This window comes from Cupriavidus mimosae (assembly GCF_023952485.1).
Classification (GTDB): domain Bacteria; phylum Pseudomonadota; class Gammaproteobacteria; order Burkholderiales; family Burkholderiaceae; genus Cupriavidus; species Cupriavidus taiwanensis_C.
The window spans coordinates 52480-78713 of sequence record NZ_JALHRY010000008.1; the positions used below are offsets into that span (position 1 = coordinate 52480).

The following is a 26234-nucleotide window of genomic DNA, read 5'->3' on the forward strand; positions in this document are numbered from 1 at the left end:
TGCCGGGCAAAGCGGCGAGCGCGCCGGGACCGGCGGGGCGAGGGTATTATAGGCGCCCGCGGCGGGCGCGCTCCATCGGTGCTGCCCCCGGTTTTGCGGGCGCTTGCATGCCTTGTTCCCGCGTGTGCGCGCCGCAACTAACATAGAACCAACCGGCACAGGAGGAGACCGGCATGCGCATCCTGCTGGTGGAGGATGAAGTCGAACTGGCACGCTGGGTCGCCCGCGCGCTGGAGCAGGGCGGCTTTGTGATCGAGCACGTCGCCGACGGGCTGCAGGCCGAGGCGCGCCTGCAGGCCGAGGAATACGACGCCGTGCTGCTCGACCTGCGGCTGCCCGGCAAGGACGGGCTGGCCGTGCTGAAGTCCATGCGCGGACGCGACGACCGCACCCCGGTGCTGATCCTGACCGCGCAGGACACTCTGGACGAGCGCGTGCGCGGCCTGAACCTGGGCGCCGACGACTACCTGCCCAAGCCCTTCGCCATTGCCGAGCTGGAAGCCCGGCTGCTGGCGCTGATCCGCCGCAGCCGCGGCCGCGCTCATCCGCGCCTGCAGTGCGGCACGCTGGTGTTCGACGGCGAGACCCGCAGTTTCACGCTGGGCGGCGCGCCGCTGGCGCTGACGCCGCGCGAATCGACCCTGCTGGGCGCGCTGCTGGCACGCAGCGGCCAACCGCTGACCAAGGCGCAGCTGCTCGACAAGGTGTTCTCGCTCGACGCCGACGTCTCGCCCGATGCGATCGAGGTGCTGGTCTACCGGCTGCGCAAGAAGCTGGCCGGGCACGGGGTCACCATCGTCACGCTGCGCGGCTTCGGCTACCTGCTGGAGCCGGAGGCGAAGGGCTGAGATGCGGCACCCGGTGCTGCTGTGGCGCCGCGGCAGCCTGCGCCGGCAACTGCTGTTGCTGCTGCTGCCGGCGCTGGCGGCGATGATGGCGCTCGACACCTGGCTCACCTACGGCACCCTGCGCGACGCCGCCAACACCGCCTACGACCGCTCGCTCTACGGCTCGATCCGCGCCATCGACAATGCCATCGGCATGGCCGGCGACAACGTCCAGCTGACGCTGCCCGACGCCGCCATGGAGATCTTCGAGACCGCGGCGCAGACCCATGTGTTCTACCGCGTCTCGACCGAGCGCGCCGGCCAGGTCGAGACCGTGACCGGCTACAGCGACCTGCCGCTGCCGCGCGGCCCGCTGGTCAACAACCAGCCGCGCTTCTACGACGCCGAATACCTGGGCGAGGCGGTGCGCATCGCCGCGATGGCGCGCCCGGTGTACCGGCCCGATGCGCGCATGCGCGTGATCATCCAGGTGGCCGAGACCGCCGAGCCGCGCAGCGCGCTGATCGGCTCGGTGTGGCGCAGCGCGCTGGCGCGCGACCTGCTGCTGATCGTGCTGAGCGCCGCGATCCTGGTGGGCGGGGTCACCTACGTGCTGCGCCCGCTGGCGCGCGTGCGCGACGACGTCGAGGCGCGCTCGCCCGAAGACCTGACCCCGCTCGCGTTCGAGCGCGTGCCGGCCGAGGTGCGGCCACTGGTCGACGCGGTCAACCTGCACGTGTCGCGCTCGGCCGCAATGGCGCAATCGCAGGCGCAGTTCATCGCCGATGCCGCGCACCAGCTGCGCACGCCGCTGGCCATCCTCAAGACCCAGGCCGAGTATGCCCAGCGCCAGCTCAGCGCGCCCGACCCCGAAGCCGCGCGCGCGGCCGCCGGCGAAGCCGTGGGCGGCATCGTCACGCAGCTGGAACAGGCCGCGCGCCTGACCAACCAGCTGCTGGCGCTGGCGCGGGTACGCCAGCACCGCGCCGACGCCGCGCAAGCTGGTGAAGCCGGCGAAGGCGTCGACATCATCGATGCCGTCACCGTGGCCGAGCAGGTGGCGCTGGACTACCTGCCGCTGGCGCGCGGCAAGCAGCAGGACTTCGGCTGGGAGCCGGTGCCGGGGCTGGCGCTGCCGGTCCGCGCCGACGCCGCGCTGCTGCGCGAGGCGCTGGCCAACCTGGTCCACAACGCGATCCAGTACTCCCCGCGCGGCAGCCGCATTACGCTGTCGGCAACGCGCTCGGGCGCTCACGCCTGCCTGGTGGTAGAGGACGATGGTCCCGGCATTCCGGCCGAGGAACGCGAGAAGGTGTTCGCACGGTTCTACCGGCGCGTGGGCAACGCGGAGCCGGGCTCCGGGCTGGGGCTGGCGATTTCGCGGGAGATGGCGGCGCGGTTTGGCGGGACGGTGGAACTGGGGGAAGGGGCGCAGGGGACTGGGGTGCGTGCGGTGTTGAGATTGCCGGTGGAAGGTAGCTAGGTTTACGACCGGGTCCATGGATCTGGACATCCGACTCCGTGGAGGCACCCGCCCTCACCCCCGCCCCTCTCCCGCAGGCGGGAGAGGGGAGAAAACCGGCGGCAGCGGACGCGTTCGAGCGCCAAGCGAGCGCAGCGACGCGTTCCGTGCCAGGGCCCACGCCCCGCGATAGGGCCGGCGCAGCAGCCGAAGGCGTTCCTACGGTAAGACTCGCAGCAGGGACCACTCCGCGCTCTGGGCTCGTTCAACCTGCACTTCAACGCCCCTGCCACCGTGGTGCACCACCGCGGCAGGCAGTCTAGCTATGTGAGGAAGCCCAGCCCCGTACGAAAACCCCCAGGCACACTACGATAAGACATGCCGCCCGCAGGGCAATCAACGCGCTTTTTGGTTACTTTTTGGCGCTCGGCCAAAAAGTGACCCGCCCAGCAGGGCGGAACCACGCGGCTCAACAGCCAACAGCATGTCACCAACATCGACGCCCCCAATAACCAAGACCGCCAGCCCTATCCAGGCATGCCGAAACCTATCCAAACAACTCCTCCGCCACCGTTGGATGCACCTGCACCGTCGTCTGCAAATGCGACTCCCGCACCCCCAGCCTTAATGCCACCGCCAGCGCCTGCACAATCTCCGGCGCCGCGTTATCCATCAGGTGCACCCCCAGCACGCGCCCGCTGCGCGCATTGAGCACCAGCTTGAACACCGACGGATGCGGCGTGCCGGCAAAGCGATGTTCCAGCGAGACAAAGCGCTTGACCACGGTACGGATGCGCTCGGGCTTGCCGGCAGCCTCGATGGCCTGCGCTTCGGTCAAGCCCACCGCACCGATGGCGGGCTCGCAGAACACCGCGGTCGGCACGAACTCGAAATCCGCCCGTTCGCCGCGCCGCCCGAACAGGCGATCAGCCAGCCAGCGCCCCTGCGCGGTGGCCACCGGCGTCAGGTGCAGGCCGTCGATGGCATCGCCCAGCGCATAGACGCTGCGCACGCTGCTGCGGAACTGGCGATCGACGCGGATGCCGCCGCGCTCGCCGAAGGCCACGCCCAGCGCTTCCAGCCCCAGGTCCTGCACATTGGAAACGCGTCCGATCGCCGCCAGCGCGGCCTGCGCGCGCACGGCTTCGGTCTGGCCCGCGCGGCTCGGGTCGTTGGTGGGCTGATAGCAGACCTCGACCGCGCCGTTGGCCTGGCTCAGCAGGTGCACGCGCGCGTTCAGGTGCAGCCGCACGCCGCGGGCGGTCAGCGCGTCGGCCAGCGCCGCGCCGAGGTCGTGGTCGAAATGCGGCAGCAGCCGCTCGCCGGCAACGATCAAGTCTACCTTGACGCCATAGCGCGACAGGATCGACGCCTGTTCCACGCCGATATAGCCGCCGCCGATGACGGCGACGGATGCCGGCAGGCTTTGCCAGGTGAAGACGTCGTCGGAGCTTGCGGCCAGGTCGCCCCCCGGCACGTCGAGCGTGCGCGGGCGCGCGCCGGTGGCGATCAGGATGCGGCGCGCCTGGATGGTCTCGTCGCCGACGCAGACTTCCTCCGGGCCGGTGACGCGTGCCTCGCCGTGCAGCACTTCCACGCCGGAATCGGTCAGGCGCTGGGTGTAGCCCACGTTCAGACGCGCGACCTCGGCGTTGACGCGCACGATGGCATCGCGCCAGTCCTCGTGTCCGCCGGTGTGGGACAGGCAGCCCGACAGGATGGCCGACCACGAGGCCCCGTAGGACAGCATTTTCTTGGGCACGCAGCCGCGGTTGACGCAGGTGCCGCCAATGGCGTCGCGCTCGACCAGGATCACGCGCGCGCCATGCGCCGCCGCGCGCCGCGCGCAGGCCACGCCGGCCGAGCCGCCGCCGATCACCACCAGGTCGGCCTCGCGCGACTTGTCGTTGCGACGGCTGCGGCCGCTGCGCGCGCGCGGCACCTGCTGCACCGGCGGCGCCGCGCTGACCTCGCGGGCGCGCCGCGGCGCGCTGGTTCCCTGCACGGTGAAAAGCGGTGTCTGGCGTTTGGTCATCCATGTCTCCTGTCGCGGCACGCGGGCCGCATCGACAATCATCAGGCCAGCGCCGGTAACACGGAAACTAGGCAGCGGGCCGCAGTTCGGTATTCAGGATCGACGGCCACTCGCGCAGGAAAGTTTCCCCGTCGCGGCGGCCGAGTTCGTAGGCGTGCGTCATGGCGTCGGGCCGGGTGTAGTCCCAGCTCGAGATCGGCACGCGCTGCGAGGGCTGCAGGTACAGGCGGCGCTGGCCGCCTTGCTCGAGCACGAAACGGCGCGGGCGCGGGTACAGCCGCGTCACCAGCACCAGCACATTGCCGGGCGCGGCGTCGAGCGCGTCGACCGGCACGTTGTCGACCAGCCCGCCGTCCAGCACCGGACGCCCGTCGCGGCGCAGCACCGGCGTAAACGGCGGCGTCGACGCCGACTGCAGCAGCAGGTCGGCCAGCTGCTCTGGCGAGGCGCAGTCCTGCGCACGCACGAACTCGGGCCGGAAGCCCAGCTTGCGCCCCAGCCGGGGGTGCAGCGTCTTGAGCACGTGCTTGTCGATGTTGTAGGCCAGCAGCCCGGCCGCCACCGCCAGGCGCGGACCGCTCCAGCGCGGGATATGCGCCACGCCGATGCGGATCTCGGGCGCCTGCTGCAGGTGCGCGAGGCGCCCGTCGGCAAAGATGCTCAGCAGCGCGGTGCGGTAGATGCCGTAATGCGGGAACACGCGCTCGTTGCGCAGCAGGTTGCCCCAGTAGGCGTTGCGCCGGTTGTCGGCCAGCACCGCGCGGTAGTAGTCCATGGTCTGGTGCGAGTCATGCGCATAGACCATGCAGGCGGTGGCCGCGCCGGCCGAGATCGCGGCGATCACGCGCGGGCGCAGCCGCAGCTCCGGCGCGACCGTGTCCCACCAGCCCGCCTGCCACCAGCAGCGGTTGCCGCCGCCGGCAAACACGACCTGGTCGAAGGGATTGGCGTCACCGCTAGCCATGGGGAGATCCGGAGCGCGTCAGAGCAGGGCGTAGGTGGTGGTGGCCTGCACCGCCAGCTTGCCGTCGGTGCCGGTCAGCTCGATCTCGCCGAACACCACGGTCTTGCCCAGGCGCAGCACATTGGCGCGCACCAGCACGTCACCGTCGATCACCGGGCGCATGAAGTTGGTGGTCAGCGACACCGTGGTCATGGGCCGGAACGCGCCCAGCGCGCTGGCCACGGCGACGATCATGGCAGTATCCGCGGCGGACATCAGCACCTGGCCGCAGACCACGCCGCCCGCATGGCGGAACGATTCGCTGAACGGCAGACGCAGCGTCACGCCGCGCTCATCGACGGCTTCGGCGCGCAGGCCGAGCTGGCGCACCCACGGCGCCAGCACGCGCTCGAGCGTGGCGTCGATGTCGGCAAGGGTCATGGCTTCGGGCATGGTGTTCCTTGTTCTGTCGGGCCGCACCATGGCGATCCTGTGGCGGACCGCTATTCCGTCTCCTCCGGCGCGACGCGATGTTTGAGGCAATGATACAGGGGCCCGGTGGCCAGCACCACGAACGCCATCCGGATCACGTGGAAGGCGGTCACCAGCGGCACCCCGACCTCCAGCACCTTGGCGGTGATGCACATCTCGGCGATGCCGCCAGGGGTGGTGCCCAGGATCACGGTGGCCGGGTGCGCGCCCGACAGCGCCGCCAGCCCCCAGCCGAACAGCGCCGACACCACCAGCGCCAGCACGGTGTACAGCGCCACCCCGGACAGGAAGCGCGGCGCGGTATGCAGGAACTCGCGCGAGAAACGCACCCCCAGCGACACCCCGATCAGCAGCTGTCCGGCCCGGCTCATCCAGGTGGGAATCGCCGACAGCTCGATGCCGCAGGCGGTCAGCACCGCGGCCGCCAGCAGCGTGCCGATCACGAACGGGTTGGGCATGTTCAGCCGCTTCACCACCAGCGCCACGCCGAGCGTGATCGCCACCAGCGCCACCAGCCCGGGTCCGCTGACCACGCGCGGGCCCGGAATATAGGGGTCGAGTCCGTGGATGCCGCCGTACTGGAAGATCGCCGGCACCGTCACCACCACCATCAGCACCCGCAGCGAATGCGCGGCCGCCACCTGGTCGATGCGCGCGCCGTTACGCTCAGCCAGGTTGGCCATCTCCGAGGCACCGCCGATCGCGGTGGAGAAGAATGCGGTCTTGAAGGCGACTCCGGTGGTCCGCCGCAGCAGGAGCGCGCCGCCCACGCCCAGCGCCAGCGCGAACAGCGAGCCGGCGACGATGTACGGCAGGTATTCCACCAGCCGCGCCACCACGTCCGGCGTGAAATACAGCCCGAGCGAGGCGCCGATCACCCATTGGCCGGCGTTGCGCGCCTGCGCCGGCGCGCGCAGGTCGGCGCCGGCCATGCGCGCGGCGGCGACAGCCAGCAGCGGCCCGATCATCCACGGCAGCGGCGTATGCAGGAGGGTGCAGAGCAGGGCGGCGGCCAGCCCGAGCGCCAGCGTGGGCAGCGCGGACAGCCAGCGGTTGGCGGCAAGCGGCATCGGTCAGCGGCCTGGCGCGGGGCGCCGGCGCTTGTTGTTGTGACGAAGGAAAGCAAAGAGGCCCGCGCGCCATGGCGCCGGGCCCCGGAGAGACTATCGCATGCTAACGCGAATCACGCGGCGTTGTCTGCCTGCGCATGCGCGCTGCCGCGCCCGGCGTGCCAGCGCAGCAGGCGCGGGATCACCACCACCGCCACCGTCAGCGCCAGGATCGAGGCCGAGATCGGCTGGCGCAGGAACAGGCTCCAGTCGCCCTGGCCGATCGACAGCGCGTTGCGCAGCTGCTTCTCCGCCATCGGCCCGAGGATCATGCCGACGATCACGGGTGCGGTGGGGAAGTCGAAGCGGCGCATCACCATGCCCAGCAGGCCGATCAGGAACAGCAGCAGCAGGTCGAACCACGACTGGCGGATGCCGTACGCGCCCAGTCCCGCGAAGATCAGGATGCCGCCGTACAGCAGCGGCGTCGGCACGCGCAGCATGCGCACCCACAGGCCGATCGCGGGCAGGTTCAGCACCAGCAGCATGACGTTGCCGATATACAGCGACGCCAGCAGGCCCCACACCAGGTCGCCCGAGGTCTGGAACAGCATCGGCCCCGGCTGCAGGTTGTAGTTCTGGAACGCGGCCAGCAGGATCGCGGTGGTGTTCGAGGTGGGGATGCCCAGCGTCAGCAGCGGCGCCAGCGTCGCGGTCACGGCCGAGTTGTTGGCGGCCTCGGGGCCGGCCACGCCTTCGATCGCGCCGACCTTGCCGAACTCGTCCTTGTGGTCCGACAGCTTCTTCTCGGTGGCGTAGGACAGGAAGGTCGGGATCTCGGCGCCGCCCGCCGGGATCAGGCCGAACGGGAAGCCGATGAAGGTGCCGCGCAGCCACGCCGGCAGCGAGCGCTTCCAGTCCGACCGGTTCATATGGGTCGAGCTGAGCTTGTTGTAGGTGCTGGGCGGCTGCGGGAAGAAGGCGTTGAAGAGCGCCTCGCCCACCGCGAACAGGCCGACGGCGACCACCACGATATCGATGCCGTCGTACAGCTCCTGCACGTTCATCGAATAGCGGGTCTGCCCCGACAGCGAGTCCATGCCGATCAGGCCGATGCCCAGGCCCAGGAACAGCGCGGTCATGCCGCGCAGCAGCGACGAGCCCAGCACCGCCGAGACCGTGGTGAAGGCCAGCAGCATGATCATGAAGTACTCGCCCGGGCCGAACTGCAGCGCCACGTCGGCCGCCACCGGCGCGAACAGCGACAGCATCACGGTGGCAATGGTGCCGGCCACGAACGAGCCGATCGCCGCGGTTGCCAGCGCCGGGCCGGCGCGCCCGTTCTTGGCCATCAGGTTGCCTTCCATGGCGGTGACCATGGTGGAGGACTCGCCCGGCGTGTTCATCAGGATCGAGGTGGTCGAGCCGCCGTACATCGCGCCGTAGTAGATGCCGGCAAACATGATCAGCGCCGCGGTGGGCTCGACCTTGGCGGTCAGCGGCAGCAGCATCGCCACCGTCAGCGCGGGGCCGATGCCCGGCAGCACGCCGATGGCGGTGCCGAGGAAGCAGCCGACCAGGGCCCACATCAGGTTGATCGGCGTGATTGCGACGGCAAAACCGTGCATCAGCTGGTTCAGGGTATCCATGCGAAGACTCCTTGCGGGACGGGCGGGCTCAGAAGCCGGCGATGGGCAGCAGCGGCAGGTTGATGCCGAGCAGGAATTCGAACAGCGCCCACATCGGCACCGTGATGCACAGCCCGATGATCGCGTCGCGCACGATGCGGCGGCTGCCATAGCCGCGCGCCACGCAGACCATCAGCAGCGTAGACGCGAGCACGAAGCCAAGCGTGCCGATCAGCGCCATGTTCAGCACCAGGCCCGCGGCGACCCAGATGAAACCGCCGAAATTGTGCGGCGCGTTGGGCAGCTCCGCGTCCTCTTCCGGCATGTTGCGGAAACCGCCGCGCACGCCCTGCCAGGTCAGCAGCGCGCCGCACACCGCCAGGCCGATCGCCACCAGCGTGGGCACGAAGCGCGGCGACAGGCCCGCATAGCCCTCGTCGCCGGTGATGCCGGACAGCCCGAGGAAGAAGAACAGCGAAATCGCCAGCACGGCGATGCCGATAGCGAGGTGCGAGGGTTTCATGGAGACTCCTTGGCCATGGTCACACAGCCCCGGGGGGCTGCGTGCGCGACGCTGGCGGATGCGACCCGCGCGGCGGCGGAGCCCGGTGACAGATGTTGTTGTCTTCGGTATCGCAGGTGGACACCGGGCCCCGCGCCGTGTTTCCGGCCGCCGGGATCACCGGCGGCGTCGGCAGGCACGACAGGTAAAGCGAGAGGTTGCGTTAAGGCGGCATGCAGGGCGCTGCAGCCCTGCATGCCAGCATAGTGTTACTTGGCCACGCCCAGTTCACGCAGCGTCGCGCCCAGGCGGGTCGATTCGCTGTCGACGAACTTGCCGAACTCGTCGCCGGTCAGCAGGAACGGGGTCCAGTCGTTCTTCTGCAGCGTGTCCTTCCAGGCCTTGCTCTCGGTGGCCTTGACCACCGCGTCGATCATGGCCTTGCGCTGCTCCGGCGTGGTGCCCGGCGCGCCGTACACGCCGCGCCAGTTGTAGATCTCGACATTGACGCCTTGCTCCTTCAGCGTCGGGATGTCGGCAACGCGGTCCTTGGACGTGACCGCCAGGGCGCGCATCTTGCCGCTCTTGATAAAGGGCAGGAACTCCGACACGCCGGCGATGCCCACCGTCACGTGCCCGCCCATGATCGAGGCCGAGGCTTCGCCGCCGCCCTGGAACGGCACGTAGTTGACCTTCTTCGGGTCGACGCCGCTTTCCTTGGCGACCAGGCCGGCCAGGATATGGTCGATCGAGCCCTTGGAGCCGCCGCCCCAGCTGACGCTGCCCGGATTGGCCTTCAGTTGCGTGGTCAGGTCCTTGATCGACTTGATCGGCGAGCTGGCCGGCACGGTGATGACCATGGTGTCGGCGAACAGGCGCGCGATCGGGGTGGCGTTCTTGAGCGTGACCGGCGGCTTGTTGGTCTCGATCGCGCCGACCATCACCGCGCCCACCACCATCAGCGCATTGGGGTTGCCCTTGTCGGTGTTGACGAACTGGGTCAGGGCGATGGTGCCGCCGGCGCCGCCCTTGTTGTCGTACGAAGCGGCCTTGGCCTGGCCCGCGGCGATCATGGCCGCGCCCAGCGAGCGGCCGGTCTGGTCGAAGCCGCCGCCGGGGTTGGCGCCGATCATGACCTTGACGTTGTCCAGCGCGAACGCCGGCGCGGCCACGGCAGCGGCGGCGAGGGTGGCGGATGCCATCACTGCATGGGCGAAGCGGAAATAGGTACGGCGCATGGCGGTCTCCTTGGTAATACCGGTGATCGCTTGCCAGTCGATGGCGGCCGCGATCCGACCCGGGGTTCCGGCGGCCACGGCGTTGCGGGACGGGATGGCGCCCGGGGCGTGCGCATTAGCGCGGCCTCGGACTTGTCTCCTGTCCGGCGCGGCGGGGGCTGGCCGGGACTGTTCTTGGATTCTGGTGAACGTCAGGCCGGATCTTCCGGCCTTGGGGCGGATTCTAGGCGGGGGAAACTGTCAAAAGGCTGTCAAATCGGGGGAAAGGGGGGTGGGGTTTACGTGGATGGGGACAGGTGGGTATGCGGAGGGCGCGACTTCGTTGAGGCTCCGGCCCTCTGACAATCCACCTCACCCCGCCGGCTTCGCCTGCAGGCAAGGATCCTTGCGCTCGACCGCCGGCACCACCACCGCCCTATCGAACTTACCCTCTTCCGGCGCGTTTTCCACATAGCCGATGCTGAGCGCCTGCCCGGCGTCACCGCCCAGCCAGCGCGGCACCCCCACATCGCGCCGCACGTGACCGTTCCCCGCGATCAGCACCGCGCCGCGTCCGGCATAAGGCCGCAACGCCTGCGCCATCACCGCGTCGCGCGCGGCCTGTGCCGCCAGCATGCCGGGCAGCATCGCCTTGGGGAAATTGCCGCAGTGCCCGCGGTCGAGCACCGCGGTCTGCGCCGCCACCAGGTCCGGCGGCAACGCACCGGTCAGGCCCAGTTGCTGCCGCTCGTCCGCGGAAAACAGCCGGTCCAGCCCGCCGCGCACGATCTTGGCCGCATCGGCGCGCGACAGGTTGGCGGCGACCAGCGGCAAGTCATACTGCAGCGCCAGCGCCACCACCGGCTGGTACAGCGGCCACTGCCACGCGCCGCCGCCGGCCTGCGCGATCAGGTAGTCGGCATCGCGCGGGCGCTCGCGCCGGGCCCGGTCGATGTCGGCCTGGCGCTCGCGGTCGAACTGCTCCATGGCGATGGCCGGGCGCCAGCCTTGCTCGATCGCGCGCGTCAGCGCCTCCAGCCGCTGCTGCTGGCCAGCGGCGTTGTCGTGGACCTCGCCCAGCAACACGTAGGACTTGCCGGCGAAGGCGGCGCTGAGCGCGGATGGCGCCGGCCCCGGGGCCGCACAGCCGGCGCTCAGCACGGCAACGGCAGCGGCCAGCGTCGAGGCCGCGCACAAACGCAATGAGATCACGCGGTCTCCCTTATCTCGTTTCAGGGGCCGGCACCGACGCCTGCGGCGCCGGCTGCTCCGGCACGTACACCATCGATCCGTCCTGCATCCGGTACGCCACGCCGGCCTTGATGCCGTCGCCGCTGCCGACCTGGCCGCTGGCCTGGTAGCGCACCACCTTCTCGCCCTGGCGCGACACGATCTCCATGTTCGGCTTGCCGGGATTCCTGATGATGGTGACGTCATCATGGGTGAACGGGTTGGCCGGGTTCTGCGCGATCGCCACCAGCAGCGCGGCGATCACCACCAGGAACACGTCGATCAGGTTCACCACCGACAGTATCGGGTCGTCGGTCTCGCTCTCTTCCAGGAACTTCATTCGTCCACCTCCCACTGCGGCCGCGACTGCGCCAGCCACACCAGTTCCTCGGCCAGCCAGCGCCGGCGCACGTTGACCACCCAGAACGTGATGCTGGCCGCGATCAGCGCCAGGATCACCGCGGAGAAGGCGATGGTGAGATTCTCGCCCACATTGGCCAGGTTGCCACCCGACAGCCCCTTCAGCGCCGGCCCCATGGGGATCATGGTCGCCACCAGCCCCAGCATCGGCGCCACGCGCGTGGCAATGCGCGGGCGCTCCAGCAGGCGGTGCGCGGCGACGTCGAGCGCGTCGGCATCGGCCACCTTGTGCCTGCGCGCCCAGGCCACCAGCACGTAGCCGCGCCCGCTGGCGACCGGATGGCGCGCGCGTAGCCAGGCCTGCATGGCGAACTCGCCGAGCGCCCAGAAGGCGTAGAGAAACAGCAGCGCGATCAGCGCCAGCGTCGGGATCAGGAACAGCTGGCCGACGTCGTACATCAGGGTTTCGAGCAGGGTGGGTGTCATGTCTGGTCTCGTTGAATGCGATGGATATCCTGGTGGCCTCAGCGCCGTTCCGGCAGCCAGCTGCCGGATGCAGCGACCTGGCGCCGCCGCGCGCTGAGCGCGCCGCCCGCGATCGCCGCCGCCAGCGCGATGCCGCCGGCCAGCCACGACAGCGCCGGCACGATCTCGGCCGCGGGCGGCTTGCGCTCCACCAGCTTCATGCCTTGCACGGGCTGCGGCGGGTTCGGCGCGGGTACGGGTGCCGGAGCGGGTGCCGCGGCGGCAGGCTGCGGCGGCGTTGGCGCCGGCGCCGGACGCGGCGCCGCAGCGCGCGGCTGCAGGCCATAGCCCGGCGCGGCAGCCCGGGCCTGCTGCTCGCGATACTGGTTGAACGCGCGGTTGTGGCTGACGATGTCGTGCCGCTGCGCCAGGTCCTGATAGCGCTGCGCCAGCGTCTGCAGCAACTTGCTGTCGGCTTTCCAGTAGCCCTTGCGCGCGGCCTCGAGCATGCGTTCGATCACCTGTGCCTGGGCCTGCGGCGCGTTCGTTTCGAACCACTCGTTGAGGCCGAGCTTGTGCTTGTCGTTGACATAGACCTCGGCAAACTCGGTCCACTGGTCGTCGCGCACGATCTCGGGCGAGACCGCGGTCCAGCCCCAGAAGTTGTTGACGGTGTCGAGCACGTTCAGCGCGCCGCTGTAGCCCTCGGCCTTCATGCCCTCGATCCAGCCGGGATGGAAGTAGCGCGTGCGCAGCTCGCTGGCAAGGAAGCCGGCGGCGGTCTCTGTGCGCGCCTGGCTGGCATCGCGCAGGTTGGAGATCAGCAGCTCCGGCGCCTTGCCGGTCAGGTGGCGCACCGCCAGGCCGATGCCGCCGAGGTACTGGAACGGGTCGTCGGTGGTCAGCATGCCGTACAGGTTGGAACTGCGCGCCAGCAGCGCGCCGTCGACGCCCTTGAGGTTCTCGGCATACAGGTTGACCTGCGGCAGCGCCTCGCCCCAGTGCTGCTCGTCCGGGCCGTAGGCGTACTGCATGCGCGCCAGATAAAGCCTGGCCAGCTTGTCATCGGCCTGGCGGCCGCTGCCGAAGGTGTCGGTCGCCAGCGCCGCATCGTTCAGGCCGGTGCCATAGTTGCCCGATTCGCTGGCAAAGATGCGCGTCACAGCGAGCGCGTCGAGGCGGTCGGCGGGGACATTCAGCTTGCTTAGCCGTTCACGGACTGCGCGCGTATTTGCCGCGACGACGTTGCCTGCTTCCGCTTGCGCGGCGGCAAGCTTCACCGCCTCGGCCAGCCACTTCATCAGATTGGGGAAGTGATCGCGATACAGACCGGTGGCCGACAGCACCACGTCCACGCGCGGCCGCGCCAGTTCCGCGGCGGCAATCGGCTCGACACCGACCACACGGCCGCCGTCGTCCCACTTCGGCCGCACGCCGAGCGCCGCCATCGCCTGCGCTTCGAGCATGCCCTGGTGGCGCATGGTCTCGACGCTCCACAGCGAGAACGCCAGCTTGTCGGGATAACGTCCATGGCGCTTGCGCCAGTCGGCGATCATCGCCTCGGCCGCGGCCTGGCCGGCCTTCCAGGCTTCGCGGCTAGGGACCTTGGAGGGATCGAAGCCGTACAGGTTGCGCCCGGTCGGCAAGGTGTCGGGGTTGCGCACCGGATCGCCGCCGGTGCCCGAGTGCAGGTGGCGGCCGGCCAGCGCGGTCAGCAGCCCGGCGTTTTCCGGCGTGGCATCGAGGCTGGCATAGAGTTGCCGCGCGCGCTGCATGTCTTCGCGCTGGCGCGCATCAGGCAGTTCCTCCAGCGGCGCGCCCTCGGCCACGTAGCGCCGCACCATCGCATAGGGCGGCGTCTGCGCCAGCTGCGCGTAGTCGACCGCGAACAGCTCGTCCGGCTCGTCGGGGAACACGCGCCTGAGCCAGTCCTTGCCGAGCATCGCCATGGTCGTGTAGAGCCGCAACCCCGGGTCCTGCGACTGGCCGAAGGTGTGCAGGCCATAGGGCTGCAGCGCGCCGCCGAGTTCATGCAGGTGGATATGCAGCGCATCGAGGTAGCCGCTGAAATCCGTGCGCGCCCGTGCCGCGCTCCAGCCCATGTCTTCGAACAGATGCATCGACGCGCTGCGCGACAGGACCTGCTGGCGGATGGTGTCCTTCACCGCGCCTTCGTCCTGCTGCAGGTACGCGTGCAACTGGTCGTGCAGCGCGACCAGGTCGGCATGCAGCCCGGCCGGGCGGAACGGCGGCGTCTGGTGGCTGACGATCACGGCGCGGCCGCGGCGCTTGGCCTGGATCGCTTCGCCGACGTCATCGACGATATACGGATAGATCACCGGCACGTTGCCCAGCACCAGGTAGGGCTGGTCGGTGACCGACAGGCCGCGCTCCTTGCCCGGGGTCCATTCCTGCGTGCCGTGGGTGCCGTAGTGGACCAGCGCCTCGCGGTCCTGGCGCGCCCACAGGTAAGCCGCCATGTAGAAGTGGTTCAGCGGCGTGGTGGTGGAGTGGTAGAGCGCCTTCTCGTCCGACTCGTTGCGCTCGCCGCGCGGCGGCACCGGCATCAGCGCGACGTTGCCGAGCTGCAGCCGCGGGATCACGAAACCGGCCTCGCCGCGGCGCATGGTCGCCATCGCCGATTGCTCGGGATTGCCCCAGCGCTGCGCGACCGCGGCGCGGAACGGCGCGGGCTGCGCGTCGTACCAGCGGCGGTACTGCGACATCGGCATCCACACCGCGAGGCCGGCATCGAGCAAGGGCTCCAGCCTGCCGCTGCGATAGAAGGGCGCCAGCAGCGCGCCCAGGTCGCGCTGCAGCCGCGCTTCGTCGGCGGCCTCGGTGGTGTAGCCCGCCGCCCGCAGCGCCGCCAGTGTGCTGGCCAGGCTCTTCGGCAGGTTCAGGAACGACGCCGACAGGTTCTTCTCGCCGGCGGGATAGTTGTAGTACAGGATCGCCACGCGCTTGTCGGCGTTGGGCAGGTGACGCAGCCGCGCCAGCGCCAGTGCCTTGTCGGCCACCGCATCGAGCTGCGCCGGCAGGCCGACGATGGCGCCGTCGCCCTTGGCCGTGGCGGCGGCCAGCATGGGATCGATCACGCCGGCCAGCTCGGGCTGCACCAGATAGAACGGCGTGTCGGTCAGGCTGATGCCGTGCGGGTCGTCCTGCCATGCCTGCGCGTCGCCCTTGCGGTAGGGCATGACCTGCAGCACCGGCGCGTCGAGCTGCTCGAACTCGGCCTTGCGGCCATGCGGGTTCAGCATGATCTGGCCATTGATCAGCACGTCGACCAGGCGCTTGCCGCCGGGCATCGCCATGCGCGTGATGCCGTCCGCATCCATCACCGGGCCGTAGAACGTGAGCACGCGCGCGTGGCGGGCTTCGAGGCGGGCGATCAGGTCGTCGATAAAGGCGCTGTCGAGGCCGGACACATAGGCCTGGTGGATGGCGATGCCGATCACCGGGCCGCTGCTGCCGGAGGCCGCCAGCGCTTCCTGCGGCGAGGTAGTGATCACGCCGGCGAGCCTGGGGTGGTAATAGGCGGCCTTCGGGAACACCACGGGCGCCGGGATGCCATCGTCGCTGCGCAGGTGGAACTGCCTGGCCGCGATCGTGCGCATCATCGCGCCGAAGTTGCCGCGGCCGCCGTTGACGTAGTACGCCTGGAGCCGGGCGGCGAGCTCGTCGTCGACACCGTGCGCCTCATGGCGGTCGGTGGCGATCAGCACGCGCGGCACGCGCGCCTCGCGCCACAGCGGACCGAGGCGCTGCAGCATCGCGGTCACGATGTGGTCGCGCGGCGCATCGACGATCAGCAGGTCGGCGTTGTGGATAAACGGCGCGACCTCCTGCGCCGGCATGCGCTCCAGGTACTGCGCCTCCAGCGTCATGCCGTGCGCCTGTGCCAGTTCGCGCAGCGGACCGAACTTGCCCGCCGGCACCGGCGAGCTGGTCAGGATGGCGATGCGCGGCGCGGCAGCCTGCGCGGCGCCCGCCCACATCAGCAGGCACAGCAGCGCCCAGAGCCAGCGCGTAGTGATGGTTCGTGGGGACATGCGTCACCTCCTTGAGCCGGCGTGGCTCAGAACGACAGCTTCAGGCTGGCGGCAAAGGTGCGGCCCGGCTGCGTGTAGAAGTCCACGCCGGACTCGGTCGCCGAGACGCCGGTCTGCCGCACGTCGCCCCACAGCCAGTACTTCTTGTCGAACAGGTTGTTGACCGACAGCGCCAGGCTGACATGGCGGCTGAAGCGCCACCACGCCTGCAGGTCGACCACGCCGTAGCCGGCGGGCTTGAAGTAGGTGAACGACGAATCGTCGGTGCGCGTCACCGGCCGCGCGCCGCGCCAGCGGATCGCGGCGCCCTGGCCCTGCACGCGCTCCCAGGTCAGTCCGGCGCTGGCGCGCAGCGGCGAGACGCTGTTCAGCGGCTGGCCGGTCTGCTCGTTGTTGCCATGCGCGTACGCCACCGCGCCATCGATGCGCCATTGCGGCAGGAAGCGCCACACGCCGCGCCACTCGGCGCCATAGATGCGCACGCTGGTCTGGTTGCGGTACTGGTAGGTCGCGCGCAGGCCGGGAAGGCAGGCCGGGTCGGACGGGCAGGTGAGCTGCACCTGTTCGATGAAGTCGCGGTAGCGGTTGTCGAACAGCGCCACGCTGGTCTGCAGGTTGTCGCTGGTATAGCGCGCGCCGATTTCGAACGAGCGGCTCTTCTCCGGGTCCAGGTTCGCGTTTGGCGCCGCGCCATAGCCCTGCACGGGGTTGCGGAAGCTGCCGTTGACTTCCTGGTAATTGGGCGCGCGGTAGCCGAATACATACTGCGCCCACAGGTTGACGCGGTCGGTCGCCTGCCACAGTGCCGACAGCTTGGGCGACAGGTGCGAATCGCTCTTGCTCACTGCCGGGCGGCCGCCGGCATTGCTGTAGACCAGGTCATCGCCATCGGGCGAAAGCGAGTAATGGTCGAAGCGCAGGCCGGGCGTGAGCGTGAAGCGGCCATCGAAGAAGCGCATCTCGTCCTGCGCAAACAGGCCGGTCTGGCGCGTCTCGCCGGTGGGGAAGTCGTGGATCGGGAAATTCTCGCCGGCCAGCGTCTTGGTGGTGGTGCCGGTGGTCAGGTTGCGCACCGTGCCGTCGCGCGATTCCGACGAGCGCACGCGCATGAAATCGACGCCGCCGATCAGCCGGTGCTCGACGCCGCCGGTGGCAAACGACTTGTCCCCCTGCAGGTTGAAGCCGGTCTGCTCCTGCTTGAAGCCGAAGCCCAGCGAGACGTTGCACAGGCTGTTGCCGCGCGTGGTGGCCGAGCAGCCGGTGCTGGTGTTGCTGCGCACCTGGTTGGTCAGCGTGGTGGTCTCGGACTCCTGGTAATAGACCTGCGCGGCCAGGCGGTCGAGCACGCGGCTGGCCGGCTTCCACTCGTAGTCGAGGCTGACGCGGTCGCGGCTCAGGTCTTCATTGCCATTGGCGGCAGTGACGCGCGGCAAGGCCGTGGACAGTCGCAGCAGCTCGGTGTCGGTGTTGCCGTCGCGATGCTCGTAGGTGAACCCGAACTTGTGCGCCGGGCTGGCGTTGAGCAGGATCTTGCCCAGCCACGCCTGCGTGCGCACGTCCTGCGGGTTGGGCCGGGTGCGGTTGACCGAGTTGGAATCGTCGCTGCCCATGTTCTTCATCTCATGCGCGTTGCGGTTCGCGTACATGAACAGGCCCTGCAGCGTGTCGCTGCCGCCGGCCACGCCCGCGGTCTGGCCGAAGCCGTTGTCGATGCCGTTCCAGTTGAGCCCCAGCTCGCCGCCGACCTTGCGGCCCTGCATCAGGTCCGACGGATCCTTGGTCGCGTACGCCACCACGCCGCCGATCGCATCCGAGCCATACAGGCTCGACGCCGGCCCGCGCAGCACTTCGACCCGCTTCAGGAACGAGAACTCCGGCGCATCGCGCGTCGAGCTGGAGATGTTCGACGGCCCGCCGCCGTTGAAGAAATCCGGCAGCCGCACGCCGTCGACCATCTGCAGCACGCGGTTGTCCTCGATGCCGCGGATATTGATGCTGCCGGCGCCGAAGCGGCGGCGGTCGCGCGGCACGTCGATATCCGGCTCGTCGGCGAACAGGCCGGCCTCGTCGACCGGTTGTGCCCGCTCGACCTGGCGCGCATCGCGCGTGGTGATGGTGGAAGCGACGGCGTCGGCGCGCTCTGCGGTGCGGGTGGCGGTGACCACCACCTCATTGAGCGCAGCGAGCGTGGTGGCGTTGGCGATGGCAGGCGCGCACAGCGCCGCGCACACGGCGGCAACAGGCGTGACCCGGACGGTGGCGCGCAGGCGCGCCAGGCAGCGACGTTTCATTGATTCTCCCCAAATGAAAGCGGACGCTGGCTGGCTGGAAACGGGGGCGTATGGCTGGCTCGCGTGGAGGCGCTACCTGACGGCGGAATGCCATCGCAACTGGCGCCTCGTTTTTGTTAACGAGAATTATTATCGTTTACTGCGAACGCAGTAAAGCGCTTCACGCATAGGATGTGGTGGCTCTACCACATAGACGGCATGTTGTCGGCTGGATAGCCGTGCTCGGGGTAGCTCCCGGTGCGATGCAAACTTTGTTTGCAGAGAGGTTAGCAACCTACTAACATGCATGCATGCCATCGAATTCACCAGGCAGGCCGCGCAAGCGTTGAAGGCAATGCCGAGGAATGTCGCAGCAACGATCCGGGCGAAGATCGACGCGCTTGCCACGAATCCCTACGCACCCACTCCGAATGCGACCCGGCTCGCGGGGCGGCCCGGCTACCGGCTGCGGGTGGGAGATTGGCGCGTGCTGTACCAGATTGAAGACGGCCGGCTTGTCATCCTCGTGGTGGCGATCTGTCCGCGAGGAAGTGCCTACCAATGACCAACATCCAGTTCATCCAGCGCGACGGCCGTCGCGAGTTTGCCGTGGTGCCTATCGAGGTCTGGGACCGCGTCAAGCATCTGATCGAAGCGAGCGATGACGTCATCCTGTTTGACGCCGCCACGGAACAGGACGACGGCTTCCGCGTGCCGGCCGCCGTGCTCGACGCCGAACTGGCCGGCGATCATCCGGTCAAGGCGTGGCGCAACTATCGCCGGCTGACGCAGGATGCCCTCGCGCGGGCCGCGGGCCTGAGCAAGCCGTATCTCAGCCAGATCGAAAACCGCTCGCGCGCTGGCAGTGCCGAAGCGCTGCGCCGGCTGGCGCAAGCCCTGGACGTGCCTGGCGACAGCCTCGCGGAATCGGGCGCATAGCTGGTTTTCCAGCCATCGCCCTCAGTGCTGCTGCACCGTCTCCCCGGTCACCTTCTCCGGCAACCGGTTGCCATCGGCGTCGATCTGCAGCGGCCCGGTGCCGGAAAACCGGTCCAGCGCCAGGTAGATCACAGGCGTGATGAACAGCGTGATCACCTGCGAGAACAGCAACCCGCCCACCACCGCCAGGCCCAGCGGCTGGCGCAGCTCGGCGCCGGCGCCCAGGCCCAGTGCCAGCGGCAGCGCGCCCATCACCGCGGCGAAGGTGGTCATCATGATCGGCCGGAAGCGCAGCAGGCACGCCTGCCGGATTGCCCGGGCCGGGGTCATGCCCTGCTCGCGCTGAGCCGCCAGCGCGAAGTCGATCATCATGATCGCGTTCTTCTTGACGATGCCAATCAGCATCAGCACGCCGATCACCGCGATCAGCGACAGCTCGACGTTGAAGATAAACAGCGTCAGCAACGCCCCCACCGCCGCCGATGGCAGGCCCGCCAGGATGGTCAGCGGGTGGATGTAGCTTTCGTACAGCACCCCCAGCAGCGTGTAGATCACCGCGATCGCCGCCACCAGCAGCACGATCTGCGTCGCCTGCGACGACTGGAACACCGCCGCGTCGCCGCCCCAGCTGGTGAAGATCGAGGTCGGCATGGCGATCTCCTGCTTGTAGCGGTCGATGCGCGCCGAGGCGTCGCCCAGCGCCGCGCCCGGGGCCAGGTTGAACGACACCGTCACCGACGGCAGCTGCCCCTGGTGGTTGACGGCGATCGGGCCGACCCGGCGCTCGGTGGTGGCGAAGGCCGACACCGGCACCATCTGCCCGGTCTTGCTGCGCACATAGAGCTTGGAGAACGCGCTTTCGTCGGTGCGGTCGACGTCGGCCGCCTGCAGGATCACGTAGTAGTTGTCGATCGGCGTGTAGATGGTCGATACCTGGCGCTCGCCGAAGGCCGTGTACAGCGCGGTGCGCACGTCCTGCATCTGCACGCCCAGCGCATTGGCCTTGTCGCGGTCGATGGTCAGGTGGGCCTCCAGCCCTGACTGCTGCGAGTCGCTGGTGACGTCGCGGAACAGGCCGTCGGCGCGCATTTTCGCCATCAGCTGGTCGGAGTAGTCCTGCAGTTGCCCGGCCTTCACGCTCTGCAGCGTGTACTGGTAGCGGCTCTTGCTCTGGCGCCCGCCCAGTTGCAGGTTCTGCACCGGCGCGAAATACACCGCCAGGCCCGGCACGCCGGAGACATCGCGCCGCAATGACTCGATCACCCTGGGCATGGCCGCGCGCTCGCCGCGCGGCTTCAGTTCGACGAACATGCGGCCGGTGTTGATGGCCGGCGACGGGCCGCCGCCGATGGCCACCACGATGCTCTTGACCGCCGGGTTGGCGCGCATGCGCTCGGCCGCGTCGCGCAGGCGCTCCGACATGGCGTCGAACGAAATATCCTGCGGCCCTTCGGCGTTGACGCGGATCTGGCCGATATCCTCTTCAGGGAAGAAGCCCTTGGGAATGGCCACGAACAGCACCGCCGTCAGCACGAAAGTCAAACCCGCCGCCACCAGCACAGTGCGCCGGTGCGCCAGGCACCAGTCCAGCCCGCGCGCATAGCGGTGCAGCGTGAACTCGAACAGGTTCTCGAACCACTGCGTCGAGCGCATGCCAAGGGTCTGCTTCTGCGCCACGGCGGGCTGCGCCACCGGGTGGTCGCCATAGGCGTGGTGCGATTCGTCCACCGGCACGTTCTCGGCCGACAGGAAGCGCGCGCACAGCATCGGGATCAGCGTCAGCGACACCAGCGCTGACACCAGGATCGACAGCGACACCACCGCGGCGAATTCGTGGAACAGCAGCCCGATCACGCCCGGCATGAAGAAGATCGGGATGAACACCGCCACCAGCGAGATCGAGATCGACAGGATGGTGAAGCCCATTTCGCGCGAGCCCACCAGCGCGGCCTTCAGCGGCGCCACGCCGTCCTCGATATGGCGCACGATGTTCTCGAGCATGACGATGGCATCGTCCACCACCAGCCCCACCGCAAGCGTGATCGCCAGCAGCGAGACATTGTCCAGGCTGTAGCCGAACGCCTTCATCAGCGCCACCGTGCCGATCAGCGAGATCGGCAGCGACACCGTCGGGATCAGCGTGGCCGCGGCGCGGCGCAGGAACAGGAAGATCACCATCACCACCAGCGCCACCGTCAGCGCCAGCGTGAACTGCACGTCGTGGATCGATTCGCGGATCGAGCGCGAGCGGTCGTTGACCACCGACACGTTGATCGAGCCCGGCATCTGCTGGATCAGCCGGGGCAGGGCGGCATGGATCGCGTCGACCACCGCCACGGTGTTGGCGTCGGGCTGGCGCAGCACGGCCAGCACGATCGAGCGCTCGTTGTTGAGCCAGCTGCCGGTCTTGATGGTCTCGACGCTGTCCTCGACCTCGGCCACGTCGGACAACCGCACCAGCGCGCCGTTGGGCTGGCTGGCGACGATGATATTGCGGAACGCGTCGGCACTGGTCAGCTGCCGGTTGGCCTGGATCGTCAGGGTCTGGCGCGCGCTGTCGAGCGTGCCCACCGGGGTGTTGGCATTGGCGCGGTTCAGCGCGGTGGCCAGCTCGTCCAGCGTCAGGCCGCGTGCCGCGAGCGCATCGGGGTGCGCGCGCACGCGCACCGCAAAGCGCTTCTGCCCGAAGATCTGCACCTGCGCCACGCCCGGCAGCGTCGCCAGCGTTGGCGAGATCAGGTTGTCGCCGAAGGCGTTCAGGTCGGCCAGGCTCATCGCCGGCGAGTTGATCGCCAGCAGCAGCACCGGCGCGTCGGCCGGGTTGACCTTGCGGTACGACGGCGGCGTCGTCATCTCGATCGGCAGCGAACGCTGCGCCCGGAACAGCGCCGCCTGCACGTCCACGGCGGCGTCGTCGATATCGCGGTCGCTGTTGAATTCGATGGTGATGCTGGAGTTGCCGAGCGTGTTCGACGAGCTGATCACCGACACGCCCGGAATCGTCGCGAACTGCTTTTCCAACTGCGTGGCCACTGACGCGGCCATAGTCTCGGGGCTGGCCCCGGGCAGGGTCGCGGTGACCTGGATCACCGGCGAGTTGAAGCTGGGCAGTGCGGCAATGGGAATGGTCGGATACAGCACGATGCCGGTGACGACCACGGCCAGGCACAGCAGCACCGTCATCACCGGACGGCGGATGCAGAGTTCCGAGAGCGTCATGGCTCAGTGCCCCGCGCTGGCAGGGCGGGTGGCTGCGGCGCCGGAAGCGCCGCGCGCCGCCGCCTCGCGCACCAGCGCGCCGGGGCGCAGGTTCTGCGTGCCTTCCACCACCACGCGGGCGCCGGGCTGCACGCCCTCGACCACGGCCGCGGCAGCGGTGGTGGTCACGACCCGCACCGGCACGCGCGCCACCTTGCTGTCGGGCTGCACCACGTAGACGAAGCGGCCCTCGGGCCCGGTCACCACCGCCTGCGGCGGCACCGACAGCGCGTCCTTCAGGGTCTGCACCACGGCGTTGACGGTGGCATAGGTGCCCGGCCACAGCCGCTGCGCTTCATTGTCGAACTGGGCCTTGACGCGGATGGTGCCGTACTGCGGATCGACCGTGTTATCCACAAAGCTGATGCGGCCGGTCACCGGCGCCTGGTTGCCGTCGTTGGGCTGCGCGGTGACCTGCACCGGACCGGCGCGCAGCGCCTCGCGCAGGGCCGCCAGCTGGCGTTCGGGCAGGCTGAAGGTGACCGCGATCGGCTGCACCTGGGCAATCGTGACCATCGGCTGGGCGCTGCCTGGCAGCACCAGCGAGCCCGGGAAGGCGTTGATCACGCCGGTGCGGCCGCTGATGGTGGCGCGGATGGCGCCGTAGCTGACCGCCACGCGGCTGGCCTCGATCGCGGCCTGGTCGGCGCGCACGGTGGCGGCAAGGCCGTCGGCCCGCGCCTGCGCGGTATCGACCGCGCTCTTCGAGATGAAATTGCGCTGCAGCAGCTCCTGGCTGCGCGCCAGCGCGCGGCGGGCATCGGCCAGGTCGGCCTGGTCGCGCAGCAATTGCGCCTGCGCCTTGGCCAGGTTGGCCTCGTCCATGCGGGTATCGAGCGAGAACAGCAAGTCCCCGGGCTTGACGGTCTGGCCTTCCTTGATATGGACGGTGCGCACGGTGCTGGATACCTGCGGCCGCACCTCCACCGTGGACAGCGCGGTGACGTTGCCGTTGGCCGAGACCTGCAGCGGCACGTCGCCCTGCTGCACCGGCGCGGTCGACACCACCGCCGCCGCAGGCGGCTTGGGCGCGGGCTTCGGCGCCAGCCAGGTACGCCATGCGAACCAGCCCATGCCCGCGACGGCCAGCACCACCACCACCGCCAGCCACGGCGATACGCGGCCGCGACCGGTCCCGGCGGCCGCCCTCCAGTTGCTGTCGACGAAGCCCTTGGGCTGGTCGATCCTGTCAGTTTTCATATTGTGTGGACCCTCTGCCCCGCGTCTTCAGCGCCACTCCCCGTGTACCGCCCGGCTTGTTGTACGCAGATGTTGCCGGTGCGTGTCGCGCAAAGACTCTACTAGTACCGCGCTTCGCCCGCCGGAGCCAGCGCCGCGTATTACAGTCCGTTACAGGGGTGCAAGGGTCTGGTAATGCCCGGCGCCGGCAAACGCCGCCCGGGCCACAGGGGAGGCCGGTGATGTGTTTAGCGGGGCGCTTGTATGGTTAGACAAACATTATCAGAAAAGCTGCCGCCGGCCATCGCGGCGCCACTGATTTACGCTGTCGACCGACAATTCCCGTGGTCCGGCCTGCACAATCACGGCGTCGCCGGCACGCACTTCGCCCTTCAGCACCACGCTGAGATAAACCCCGGAGTACCCGCTCTGCACCATGTCCCGCATCGCATGGCGATACCCCAGCGCGGCGTTGAACTTGTAGCAGGGCTGGCGCGGGGCTTCCACGCGCAGCAGGGCGGTGCCGACCCGCACCAGGTCGCCGATCCATAGCGCGGACTCCAGCAAACCCTCCAGCGTCAGATTTTCCCCCATCGCGCCGTAGGGCAGCGGCGGCCCCGAGTCGGGCTGGGCGCAGGCGCGGCGGCGGGCATTCCACCAGGCGTAGTGCTCCGAGGGGTAGGCGTAGACCGCCTTGTCGAGGCCGCCGTGGACAGTCAGGTCGCCCTGCTCGTCGCCCGCCAGGCCCCGTTGCTGCACCTGGACCCGCAAGGGGTGGAGCAGCGTGCTGACCGGATGCTTGCGGATGCCCGACAGCACCACCGCCTCGGTGCCCGCGCCCGCCACCACCAGCGGGATGGCCTTGCCCAGGCTGACTGCCAGCACGCGTGCAAGGCCCGGCCGAGGTCTCGAATCGCTCACGTGCGCCCCCGCTTCGTGGTTGTGGAAAGGGATGTGGATAAGCTGCGGATATCCCTGAGGATAACGGGGCGGATAACGCTGTGGACAAGTGCTTGGTGCGGTTCCTCACAAGGCGCCCGCGGGGGGCTCGCAGCGTCCGTTTCAGACCGGAATCAGAGCTGCCTGGCCGCCTGCGCAGGCTGCCAGCGGCAGCCAAGCAGGCGCGCCCGCTGCGACACCGCCAGCGCCGCCAGCATCAGCGCCGCCGCGCCCCAGTGCAGGGTGTCGGGGCCCGCCAGGGTGTAAATCGCCGCACCCGCCATGGCGCCGACGGCCTGGCCCAGGTAGATCGAGGAGGAATTCAGCGAGATCGACACCGAGGCCCGCTCCGGCGCCAGCAGCACCAGCCGCGCCTGCTGGGCGCTGTTGGTGGCAAAGCCGCCCACGCCCCACAGCATGAACAGCGCGACCAGCGCGACGCTGCCCAGCCCCGCCAGCGGCCACAGCACCATCGCCGTGATCGACGTCAGCAGCGTCACCTGCACGATCCGGCTCGGCGTAACCCGGTCCATGCGCGACGCCGCCATGGCATTGCCGAACACCCCGCAGGCACCGTAGGCCAGGAACATCAGGCTGAGCGCGCCGCCGCTGATGCCATAGACGTCGCGCATCAGCGGCGCAATATACGTAAACAGCGTGAACATGCCCGCCGACGAGATCATGGTGGTCAGCACCACCAGCATCACCGGCTTGTGACGCAGCACCGCTGCCCAGGCCTCGCGCCCGGCCGGCGGCACCATCAGCCCGCGCGGCAGCGCGCGCCACACCGCCGCCGCCACCAGCAGCGCCATCACGCCGACCAGCGCCATGCTGACGCGCCAGCCCAGCGTGCTGGAAATCCACGTTCCCAGCGGCACACCCACCACGCTGGCGATGCTCCAGCCCAGGAACACGAAGCTGATGGCGCGCCCGCGGGTCTGCGCATTGACCAGCAGCGGCAGCGTGGCCGCGGTCTGCGGCGTATAGATGGCCGCCCCGATCGCGGTCAGGAAGCGGATCGCCATCAGCGCCGCAAAGCTCGGTGCCAGCGCCGCGGCCACGTGCATCACCCCATAGACCAGCAGCGAGCCCGCCAGCAGCCGCCGGCGGTCGATGCGCGAGCCCAGCGTGGCGAACAGCGGCGCGCCCACGCAGGTGGCCAGCGCGAACACCGATATCAACTGCCCGGCACTGGCCGCGCCCAGCCCGAAATCGCCGGCGATGTCGTTCAACATGCCGGTCACGATCATCGCACCGGTGCCGATGACGAAATTGCCGACGCAGAGCGTCACGAGCCTGGGGTCCATGCCGGCCTTGGGAGAGGGATCGGCGCGAGAGGGCGCCTTTTAGTTTTGTCGGGACTGCCGCCACGCCATTGCGGCCG

General features: G+C 69.3%; 20 protein-coding genes. 4 read left to right on the plus strand and 16 right to left on the minus strand.

What is annotated here, in order from left to right:
• Nucleotides 1–173 precede the first annotated feature (173 nt).
• Together MKD50_RS16295 and MKD50_RS16300 are read left to right on the plus strand one after the other, a co-directional pair.
• Entirely contained in the window at nucleotides 174–848 is a 675-nt protein-coding gene (locus tag MKD50_RS16295; RefSeq protein ID WP_012354366.1) for a response regulator, read from the plus strand.
• A gap of 1 nt (nucleotide 849) precedes the next feature.
• On the plus strand, nucleotides 850–2310 hold the full coding sequence (locus MKD50_RS16300) for a sensor histidine kinase (RefSeq protein WP_115702780.1): 1461 nt from the start codon (nucleotides 850–852) through the stop codon (nucleotides 2308–2310).
• A 526-nt stretch (nucleotides 2311–2836) separates the two neighbouring features.
• On the opposite strand, the gene MKD50_RS16305 is transcribed toward MKD50_RS16300, so the two are convergent.
• The 12 genes from MKD50_RS16305 to MKD50_RS16360 form a co-directional block, all read right to left on the minus strand.
• Nucleotides 2837–4324 carry a dihydrolipoyl dehydrogenase family protein gene (locus MKD50_RS16305; protein ID WP_252667734.1) on the minus strand — a complete coding sequence of 496 codons (1488 nt, stop codon included), beginning with the start codon at nucleotides 4322–4324 and terminating at the stop codon, nucleotides 2837–2839.
• Nucleotides 4325–4391: 67 nt separating this feature from the next.
• On the minus strand, nucleotides 4392–5288 hold the full coding sequence (locus MKD50_RS16310; protein ID WP_252667735.1) for a patatin-like phospholipase family protein: 897 nt from the start codon (nucleotides 5286–5288) through the stop codon (nucleotides 4392–4394).
• 18 nt (nucleotides 5289–5306) lie between these two features.
• The gene (locus tag MKD50_RS16315; protein ID WP_115702774.1) at nucleotides 5307–5720 is read right to left on the minus strand and encodes a PaaI family thioesterase; all 414 of its coding nucleotides are present in this window, start codon (nucleotides 5718–5720) and stop codon (nucleotides 5307–5309) included.
• 50 nt (nucleotides 5721–5770) lie between these two features.
• On the minus strand, nucleotides 5771–6829 hold the full coding sequence (locus MKD50_RS16320) for an AbrB family transcriptional regulator (protein WP_115702772.1): 1059 nt from the start codon (nucleotides 6827–6829) through the stop codon (nucleotides 5771–5773).
• A gap of 113 nt (nucleotides 6830–6942) precedes the next feature.
• Nucleotides 6943–8457 carry a tripartite tricarboxylate transporter permease gene (locus tag MKD50_RS16325; protein WP_115702770.1) on the minus strand — a complete coding sequence of 505 codons (1515 nt, stop codon included), beginning with the start codon at nucleotides 8455–8457 and terminating at the stop codon, nucleotides 6943–6945.
• Nucleotides 8458–8485: 28 nt separating this feature from the next.
• Nucleotides 8486–8959: a tripartite tricarboxylate transporter TctB family protein gene (locus MKD50_RS16330; protein ID WP_115702768.1), complete on the minus strand. Its 474-nt coding sequence runs from the start codon at nucleotides 8957–8959 to the stop codon at nucleotides 8486–8488.
• Between the two features lie 248 nt (nucleotides 8960–9207).
• Nucleotides 9208–10176, minus strand: coding sequence for a tripartite tricarboxylate transporter substrate binding protein (locus MKD50_RS16335; protein WP_115703055.1), 969 nt, complete (start codon nucleotides 10174–10176; stop codon nucleotides 9208–9210).
• A gap of 351 nt (nucleotides 10177–10527) precedes the next feature.
• The gene (locus tag MKD50_RS16340) at nucleotides 10528–11367 is read right to left on the minus strand and encodes a ChaN family lipoprotein (protein ID WP_252667737.1); all 840 of its coding nucleotides are present in this window, start codon (nucleotides 11365–11367) and stop codon (nucleotides 10528–10530) included.
• A 10-nt stretch (nucleotides 11368–11377) separates the two neighbouring features.
• Nucleotides 11378–11725 (minus strand): DUF2149 domain-containing protein, encoded by a 348-nt coding sequence (locus MKD50_RS16345; protein ID WP_252667739.1) that lies wholly within the window; start codon nucleotides 11723–11725, stop codon nucleotides 11378–11380.
• Nucleotides 11722–12231: a MotA/TolQ/ExbB proton channel family protein gene (locus MKD50_RS16350; RefSeq protein WP_115678988.1), complete on the minus strand. Its 510-nt coding sequence runs from the start codon at nucleotides 12229–12231 to the stop codon at nucleotides 11722–11724. Before MKD50_RS16350 ends, MKD50_RS16345 begins: the two co-directional genes overlap by 4 nt.
• Before the next feature lie 38 nt (nucleotides 12232–12269).
• Nucleotides 12270–16265, minus strand: a complete 3996-nt coding sequence (gene cobN, locus MKD50_RS16355; protein ID WP_252667741.1) for a cobaltochelatase subunit CobN — start codon at nucleotides 16263–16265, stop codon at nucleotides 12270–12272.
• A 26-nt stretch (nucleotides 16266–16291) separates the two neighbouring features.
• Nucleotides 16292–18556, minus strand: coding sequence for a TonB-dependent hemoglobin/transferrin/lactoferrin family receptor (locus MKD50_RS16360; RefSeq protein ID WP_252667743.1), 2265 nt, complete (start codon nucleotides 18554–18556; stop codon nucleotides 16292–16294).
• A 286-nt stretch (nucleotides 18557–18842) separates the two neighbouring features.
• Between MKD50_RS16360 and MKD50_RS16365 the strand changes: the two genes are divergently transcribed.
• Both MKD50_RS16365 and MKD50_RS16370 read left to right on the plus strand, forming a co-directional pair.
• Nucleotides 18843–19100 carry a type II toxin-antitoxin system RelE family toxin gene (locus MKD50_RS16365; RefSeq protein WP_252667745.1) on the plus strand — a complete coding sequence of 86 codons (258 nt, stop codon included), beginning with the start codon at nucleotides 18843–18845 and terminating at the stop codon, nucleotides 19098–19100.
• A complete protein-coding gene (locus MKD50_RS16370; RefSeq protein WP_240073178.1) occupies nucleotides 19097–19474 on the plus strand; it encodes a helix-turn-helix domain-containing protein in 378 nt (125 codons plus the stop codon). Before MKD50_RS16365 ends, MKD50_RS16370 begins: the two co-directional genes overlap by 4 nt.
• Nucleotides 19475–19495: 21 nt before the next feature.
• Here MKD50_RS16370 and MKD50_RS16375 read toward each other — a convergent pair whose 3' ends face one another.
• The 4 genes from MKD50_RS16375 to MKD50_RS16390 form a co-directional block, all read right to left on the minus strand.
• Nucleotides 19496–22693, minus strand: coding sequence for an efflux RND transporter permease subunit (locus MKD50_RS16375; protein WP_240073176.1), 3198 nt, complete (start codon nucleotides 22691–22693; stop codon nucleotides 19496–19498).
• Nucleotides 22694–22696: 3 nt separating this feature from the next.
• On the minus strand, nucleotides 22697–23932 hold the full coding sequence (locus MKD50_RS16380) for an efflux RND transporter periplasmic adaptor subunit (RefSeq protein WP_252667747.1): 1236 nt from the start codon (nucleotides 23930–23932) through the stop codon (nucleotides 22697–22699).
• 261 nt (nucleotides 23933–24193) lie between these two features.
• Entirely contained in the window at nucleotides 24194–24832 is a 639-nt protein-coding gene (locus MKD50_RS16385; protein WP_252667749.1) for an MOSC domain-containing protein, read from the minus strand.
• A 152-nt stretch (nucleotides 24833–24984) separates the two neighbouring features.
• Nucleotides 24985–26157: an MFS transporter gene (locus tag MKD50_RS16390; RefSeq protein WP_240073172.1), complete on the minus strand. Its 1173-nt coding sequence runs from the start codon at nucleotides 26155–26157 to the stop codon at nucleotides 24985–24987.
• Nucleotides 26158–26234: the final 77 nt, after the last annotated feature.

Bases quoted from the DNA above. Each gene is read 5' to 3' on its own strand.
- MKD50_RS16295 (WP_012354366.1), top strand. From the start codon at position 174: ATGCGCATCCTGCTGGTGGAGGATGAAGTCGAACTGGCACGCTGGGTC.
- MKD50_RS16300 (WP_115702780.1), top strand. From the start codon at position 850: ATGCGGCACCCGGTGCTGCTGTGGCGCCGCGGCAGCCTGCGCCGGCAA.
- MKD50_RS16305 (WP_252667734.1), bottom strand. From the start codon at position 4,324: ATGACCAAACGCCAGACACCGCTTTTCACCGTGCAGGGAACCAGCGCG.
- MKD50_RS16310 (WP_252667735.1), bottom strand. From the start codon at position 5,288: ATGGCTAGCGGTGACGCCAATCCCTTCGACCAGGTCGTGTTTGCCGGC.
- MKD50_RS16315 (WP_115702774.1), bottom strand. From the start codon at position 5,720: ATGCCCGAAGCCATGACCCTTGCCGACATCGACGCCACGCTCGAGCGC.
- MKD50_RS16320 (WP_115702772.1), bottom strand. From the start codon at position 6,829: ATGCCGCTTGCCGCCAACCGCTGGCTGTCCGCGCTGCCCACGCTGGCG.
- MKD50_RS16325 (WP_115702770.1), bottom strand. From the start codon at position 8,457: ATGGATACCCTGAACCAGCTGATGCACGGTTTTGCCGTCGCAATCACG.
- MKD50_RS16330 (WP_115702768.1), bottom strand. From the start codon at position 8,959: ATGAAACCCTCGCACCTCGCTATCGGCATCGCCGTGCTGGCGATTTCG.
- MKD50_RS16335 (WP_115703055.1), bottom strand. From the start codon at position 10,176: ATGCGCCGTACCTATTTCCGCTTCGCCCATGCAGTGATGGCATCCGCC.
- MKD50_RS16345 (WP_252667739.1), bottom strand. From the start codon at position 11,725: ATGAAGTTCCTGGAAGAGAGCGAGACCGACGACCCGATACTGTCGGTG.
- MKD50_RS16350 (WP_115678988.1), bottom strand. From the start codon at position 12,231: ATGACACCCACCCTGCTCGAAACCCTGATGTACGACGTCGGCCAGCTG.
- cobN (WP_252667741.1), bottom strand. From the start codon at position 16,265: ATGTCCCCACGAACCATCACTACGCGCTGGCTCTGGGCGCTGCTGTGC.
- MKD50_RS16360 (WP_252667743.1), bottom strand. From the start codon at position 18,556: ATGAAACGTCGCTGCCTGGCGCGCCTGCGCGCCACCGTCCGGGTCACG.
- MKD50_RS16365 (WP_252667745.1), top strand. From the start codon at position 18,843: ATGCATGCCATCGAATTCACCAGGCAGGCCGCGCAAGCGTTGAAGGCA.
- MKD50_RS16370 (WP_240073178.1), top strand. From the start codon at position 19,097: ATGACCAACATCCAGTTCATCCAGCGCGACGGCCGTCGCGAGTTTGCC.
- MKD50_RS16375 (WP_240073176.1), bottom strand. From the start codon at position 22,693: ATGACGCTCTCGGAACTCTGCATCCGCCGTCCGGTGATGACGGTGCTG.
- MKD50_RS16380 (WP_252667747.1), bottom strand. From the start codon at position 23,932: ATGAAAACTGACAGGATCGACCAGCCCAAGGGCTTCGTCGACAGCAAC.
- MKD50_RS16390 (WP_240073172.1), bottom strand. From the start codon at position 26,157: ATGGACCCCAGGCTCGTGACGCTCTGCGTCGGCAATTTCGTCATCGGC.